The sequence below is a fragment of the Dietzia massiliensis genome, from assembly GCF_018390595.1.
GTDB classification, from domain to species: domain Bacteria; phylum Actinomycetota; class Actinomycetes; order Mycobacteriales; family Mycobacteriaceae; genus Dietzia; species Dietzia massiliensis.
In genome coordinates this window covers 1-518 of record NZ_JAHBAV010000153.1, presented here as the reverse complement: position 1 = coordinate 518, position 518 = coordinate 1, and the positions used below count along the sequence as shown (strand labels likewise).

Here is a 518-nt window from a genome sequence, read left to right as displayed (position 1 = left end):
GCACCGTACGGCGCCCAATCAAATGTGCCTGATTGCACCATGCAACGGATGCATTCTGGGGTAAGAAAACGACAGCAGATATAGTGGCAATAATCGAGCTAGCAGGATGAAGAAGGGTTTCACCGGACGGCAAAGGAATAGAAAACGAAAAAGGGGCCGAAGCCCCTTTTCGCTTACCTGCCGAATCACGGGGATTCAACAGGCTAATGTTTGGAGCGGGAAACGAGGCTCGAACTCGCGACCTCAACCTTGGCAAGGTTGCGCTCTACCAACTGAGCTATTCCCGCATTACCAGAACTGACTGATTTATTTGCTATCTTTCGGCAATTCATCGTTGTCGTCTGATGCGATGCATTCTACTTGCCTGACGTGATGAGTCAATAAAATTGTTGGCTCATCACGATCGTTTGCCGATTTTTGCAGCGTATCGATCACGGTTCCAGCAGATCGTTGCGCGCCGCTTTCAAATATTGGAACATCGACCAGAAAGTCAGCACCGCCGCGATATACAGCAAGCC

General features: G+C 49.8%; 1 protein-coding gene and 1 tRNA gene. Both read right to left on the bottom strand.

The genetic code is table 11. The features are described from left to right. Positions 1-211 precede the first annotated feature (211 nt). Positions 212-287, bottom strand: a tRNA-Gly gene (locus tag KHA85_RS20110). Positions 288-306: 19 nt separating this feature from the next. Further along, positions 307-518 (bottom strand): hypothetical protein (locus KHA85_RS20105; RefSeq protein WP_213186643.1); only part of this gene is annotated, 212 nt, incomplete at its 5' end.